At 67.2% G+C, this 4473-nt stretch carries 5 protein-coding genes; 1 reads left to right on the top strand and 4 read right to left on the bottom strand.

Going from position 1 to position 4473, the window contains the following annotated elements; translation table 11 throughout:
- From VN047_RS21420 to VN047_RS21405, 4 genes are all read right to left on the bottom strand, one after another.
- Positions 1-1006 (bottom strand): NAD(P)/FAD-dependent oxidoreductase (locus VN047_RS21420; RefSeq protein ID WP_325546287.1); only part of this gene is annotated, 1006 nt, incomplete at its 3' end.
- Positions 999-1283 carry a (2Fe-2S)-binding protein gene (locus VN047_RS21415; protein WP_325546285.1) on the bottom strand — a complete coding sequence of 95 codons (285 nt, stop codon included), beginning with the start codon at positions 1281-1283 and terminating at the stop codon, positions 999-1001. The genes VN047_RS21420 and VN047_RS21415, both read right to left, overlap by 8 nt.
- Positions 1280-2455, bottom strand: coding sequence for an FAD-dependent oxidoreductase (locus VN047_RS21410; RefSeq protein ID WP_325546283.1), 1176 nt, complete (start codon positions 2453-2455; stop codon positions 1280-1282). Before VN047_RS21410 ends, VN047_RS21415 begins: the two co-directional genes overlap by 4 nt.
- 5 nt (positions 2456-2460) lie before the next feature.
- Positions 2461-3381, bottom strand: coding sequence for a dihydrodipicolinate synthase family protein (locus VN047_RS21405; protein ID WP_325546281.1), 921 nt, complete (start codon positions 3379-3381; stop codon positions 2461-2463).
- 137 nt (positions 3382-3518) lie between these two features.
- Here VN047_RS21405 and VN047_RS21400 point away from each other — a divergent pair, with 137 nt between their 5' ends.
- Positions 3519-4436, top strand: a complete 918-nt coding sequence (locus tag VN047_RS21400; protein WP_325546279.1) for a LysR family transcriptional regulator — start codon at positions 3519-3521, stop codon at positions 4434-4436.
- Positions 4437-4473 lie beyond the last annotated feature (37 nt).

Raw genomic sequence — 4473 nt, 5'->3', positions numbered from 1 at the left:
CCGCGTCGGCATCGAGCAGGCCGAGGTCGAGTGCGATCCCCAGACCCGCAAGTTCGCCGCCCGCCGCTGCTGCCGCGGCGCCGGCCACGCCGACCGTCTCGCCTGCCGCATAGAGCCCGGGCACCGAGGTCCGCATCCAGTCGTCGTGCGCGCACGCCCAGCCACCCGCCGGACCCGCCGCGACCATCCGTGCGCCGACCATCCGTGGCAGCGCCGACTGCGGAACGAAGCCATAACAAAGCCCCACCGCGTCGCATTCGATATCGTCCACGCTCGTCGTTGCGCCCGATACGCGATCGCGGCCGGTCAGCGCCGACAGGTCGATGCCGTAGCGCACCGGAGTCCCTGCCCGGGCAAGTGTCGCCATTGCCCCGCCAGCCGCGAACAGGTCGGACGCGCGACCCAGTGCGACCAGCGGGTGGCGGGCAAGCGCGCCGATCATCGCGGTGCGCGGTTGCGCGAAAAGAACCGCGGCGACGGTCCCCCCCGCCGCAACTATCTGCGCCGCGATGATCAGCTGGAGCGGATGGGTGCCCGCGAGCAGCACGCGTGTACCGGCCAGCAACTGCTGGCTCTTGATGAAGGCCTGGATGCCGCCTGCGGCATAAACGCCCGGTAGCGTCCAGCCGGGAAGGGGTACGGCCAGATCCTGGCACCCTGCGGCGATCAGGATGCGGTCGGCCGCAATGGTTCGCATGCCGTCGGGGCCGCTTGCAACGATCGATCCTGCCTGCAACCCGATCGCCGAGTGGCCGCCGAGCCAGCTCAAGCCCTTCAGCCGCCCGAACCGGTCGAGTTGACGTTTCAGCGGCGCGTAGCTGCGGTCGGCAAGCCAGTTTGCGACGGTGAAGCCTGCCGGGGGCTGCCGCAGGATCTGCCCGCCGGGACGTATCTGCTCGTCGATTACCGCGATCGACAGGCCGTGCCCCTCCAGCGCGATTGCCGCCGCCTGCCCGGCGGGGCCGCCGCCGAGGATCGCGACGTCGAAGCGTTCCGGTTCAGTCACGCGTCGCGACCTCCATGCCATCGCGGGCTTCGACAAGGCAGGCGCGCACGCGCCGTCCGCTTGCTATCAGCGTGACCAGACACTCGCTGCACACGCCCATGTTGCAGAACATGCCGCGCCCTTGTCCGCGCGTATCTACACGGAAGACGGCATGGTCGGCCGCGAGCATCGCGGCGGCCACGGTTTCGCCCGCGAAGCAGGTGATCGGCGTGCCATCGACAGTGATTTCGATCGGACCGCCGCGGGTCACGCCTTGGCTGATACGCGTCGCGCTCATCCCATGAACCCGTTCAGATGCTCGAAGCGCGCGGGCGAAAGCGGCGCGAGTGCGGGAACCGGGCCGTCCGCCATCGCATCGGCGATCAGCCGCGCGAAGGTCAGCCCGAGCGTGAAGGCCGATCCGCCCGCCGCGACCCACAGGCCGGGCATTCGTGGTACCGCGCCGACCACCGGCAACTGGTCGGCGGAAATGGCGGTTACCCCGGTCCAGCTGCGGATCAGGTTCAGCCGTGCGACCTCCGGCACGATATCGACCGCGACACGCAGATTGCCGGTCAGCGAGCCGGGAATCATCGCAGGTCTTGCCGACGGGTCGAATCCCCCGGCCGGCGTCCGGGCCAGCCGCGAGGGCCAGCCGCCGCCGATCAGGATATTGCCGGCATATGTCTGCTTCAGCGACAGCCGGCGTCCGACGTGCTGGATGAGGTGCGGCACCATGGGGCGCATTCGCTCGGTCGCGTTCATCAGCAGCGCGACGGGATAGAGGGGCATGTGGATATTGAGCAGCGCGCAGACATTGGCGCTCCATGCTCCCGCGGCGACGAGCAGCCGGTCGGCGGACAGGTCGATCCGGTCGCCCCGGATCGTAAAGCGCCCGTTTTCGCGCGCGATCGATTGCACGCGCGACGCAGTGCGGACCGATACGCCGGCCGCGCGCGCGGCTTCGGCGAGTGCGGGGGTGACGGCGCGCGGATCGGCGTGGCCCTCGTCGCTTGAAAAATTCGCGGCAAGAACGCCCGGCGAGAGATAGGGAGCGATCGCGCGCGCTTCGTCGCCGTCGATGGTCCGGACCGACAGGCCTTCGCGGCTTTCGCGTGCCGCCTTGCGTTCGAGCAGCGCCGCCTCTTCGGCGGTTTCGGCGACCATCAGCCCGCCTTGCATCGATACGTGGAGATCGGCGCCCAGATCCCCCTCGATCGCGCGCCAGTCGTCGACTGCGATGCGGCTCAGCGCGACGATGTCGGCCGCCTGTCCGGCGAGCGCGTCGCCGTTCTCGAGAAAGCGGCGCTCGATCTGGAAGTGCAACGACCCGGCATTCTGTCCCGACGCACCGCTGTTGATGTCGCCCGCTTCGATCAGCGCGACCGATGCCCCGCGCCCCGCGAGACGCCATGCGGCGGCACAGCCGACCAGTCCTCCTCCGATGATCGCGACATCAACCCGTTCCATAAGACTTAGATGCGTCCGAGCGCGACCAAAGTCTCCCTGATTCTCTCGGCATCCGCGTCCGATACATCGCGCAGCGGCGGACGAACATAACCGCCCGGCAGGCCCTGGGCGTTGAGCCCGGCCTTCAATATGGCGGGACCCGATCCGAACCGGCCGACGAGTTCGGGCGTGTACCATTCATCGAGGATGACGCGGTCCATGCGGCCACATTCGCGCGCGCCGGCGATATCGCCCGCCCACAGCTTGTTGTAGAAATCGGGGTGGGTGCGCCCCAGCACCGCACCCGCACCCATCGTGCCGTCGCCGCCGCGGGCCTCGAGCAGCGCGAGCCCGTGTTCGTCCATCGAATGGCCGAAGATCCGGATCCGGTCCCTGAGCGCGAAGAAGGTGTCGACAAAGCGGCGCAGGTCGCTGGTCGATTGTTTGATCGCGACGACATTGTCGAGCGCAGCGAGGCGCTTGAGGAGCGCAAGCGGCATGTCGATGCCGGTGCCGGGAGGCCAGTTGTAGACGCAGATCGGCAATTTTGTTTCCGCCGAAATGTCAGCATAGAAGCCATGAATCTCGTCCGCCGAAGGGCGATAATAGGGCGGCGGCGTCACGACGATGCCGTCGAAGCCGCTTGCCGCGGCATGGTCGGCCAGTTCGAGCACATGGCGCGCGGTGTAGGCATTGCATCCCGCGAGCAGCGGCAGCTTGCCGCCGAGCTGTGCGCCCGCCGCCGAAAAGAGCGTCTTGCACTCGTCGGTCGACATGCTCGGCCATTCGCCCGTCGTGCCGGCCAGCAGCAAGCCGTGCATCCCTTCCGAATGGAGCCATTCGAGCAGCGTGCCGAGCGCCGGCAGGTCGAGATTGCGGTTCGCGTCGAAGGGCGTCGTAATAGCGGGGATATAGCCTTGCCAGTCGGCACGCGATCTCTTGTTCATGTAATTCGGCTCCCCCTTGGTCGGGATATAGTCAATGCGGCCAGCCCCGATAAGCCAAGGTGCATTCGCAGCAAGGGCATCAAAAGACGAAATTAGTTGCGTTTATCGCAACGATGAGCATTTTCGGGCTTCAACCGGTGGCTGCGGAGGAATTGCCGATGTGGGATAATGCGCTTCAATATTTCTACGAAGCCGCGAATCTGGGATCGATGCGACTGGCGAGCGACAAGATCGGCGTGGCTGTGTCGTCGATCAGCCGTCAGATCGCGCAGCTCGAAAGCGAGATGGGGATCGCCCTGATCGAACGCGGACGCCGCTCGATCCGGCTGACCGAGGCGGGGCAACTGGCGTTCGAATATCACAAGAACCAGCTCGCCGACCGCGAAGCGCTGCTGAACCAGATACAGGAACTGCGCGAGGTCAAATCCGGCCGCATCGACCTCGCGATCGGCGAGGGTTTCTTCGGCCCGCCCTTTACCGCGCTGATCGAGGGTTTCCAGCGCCGAAACCCGGGCATCGCAATCACCGTGACGAGCTGCGCGAGTACGGAAATCATCCGCATGGTGCTCGATGACGAGGCGCATATCGGCATGATCCTCCACACCACCAGCGAGCCCAAGATCCGCACGCGCAGCGCGGTCGCACAGCCCTTGATGGTGCTGTGCGCGCCGGGCCATCCGGCCGCGGCGATGGAGGCGCTGACGATCGCCGACCTCGCCGGTTTCGACCTGTGCCTGCCACCGCAGGGCTTCCGCATTCGCGGCACGCTCAATCATGCCGAAAAACGCGCGCAAACCTGGCTCGAGCCGCGGTTGGTCACGACCTCGATCCAGATGATGCGCGAGATTGCGAAGGCCGGGCGCGCGTTGACCGTGCTGCCGCGCATCTCGGCGCTCGCCGAACTCGAGGAAGGAAGCCTCGTCGCGCGCCCGCTGCTCGACGATGCGATCGAGCACAGCACGGTCAGCCTGATCCACCGGCTGGGCCGCCAGCTCGAGGGCGCGCCGGCGCGGTTGATGAGCGTGCTCGAGGCGCGGCTGAAAAGCTGGAGCTGATCGCGGTACCGCTCAGGCGGGCTGCGGGCTCGCTGCG

The sequence above is a fragment of the Sphingopyxis sp. genome (assembly GCF_035565275.1).
In the GTDB taxonomy this organism is placed as follows: Bacteria; Pseudomonadota; Alphaproteobacteria; order Sphingomonadales; family Sphingomonadaceae; genus Sphingopyxis.
The sequence above is the reverse complement of the archived record's forward strand: the minus strand, read 5'-3'. Positions and strand labels throughout refer to the sequence as shown.

Coding starts and splice junctions, on each gene's coding strand:
- VN047_RS21415 (WP_325546285.1), bottom strand. CDS start 1,283: ATGAGCGCGACGCGTATCAGCCAAGGCGTGACCCGCGGCGGTCCGATC.
- VN047_RS21405 (WP_325546281.1), bottom strand. CDS start 3,381: ATGAACAAGAGATCGCGTGCCGACTGGCAAGGCTATATCCCCGCTATT.
- VN047_RS21410 (WP_325546283.1), bottom strand. CDS start 2,455: ATGGAACGGGTTGATGTCGCGATCATCGGAGGAGGACTGGTCGGCTGT.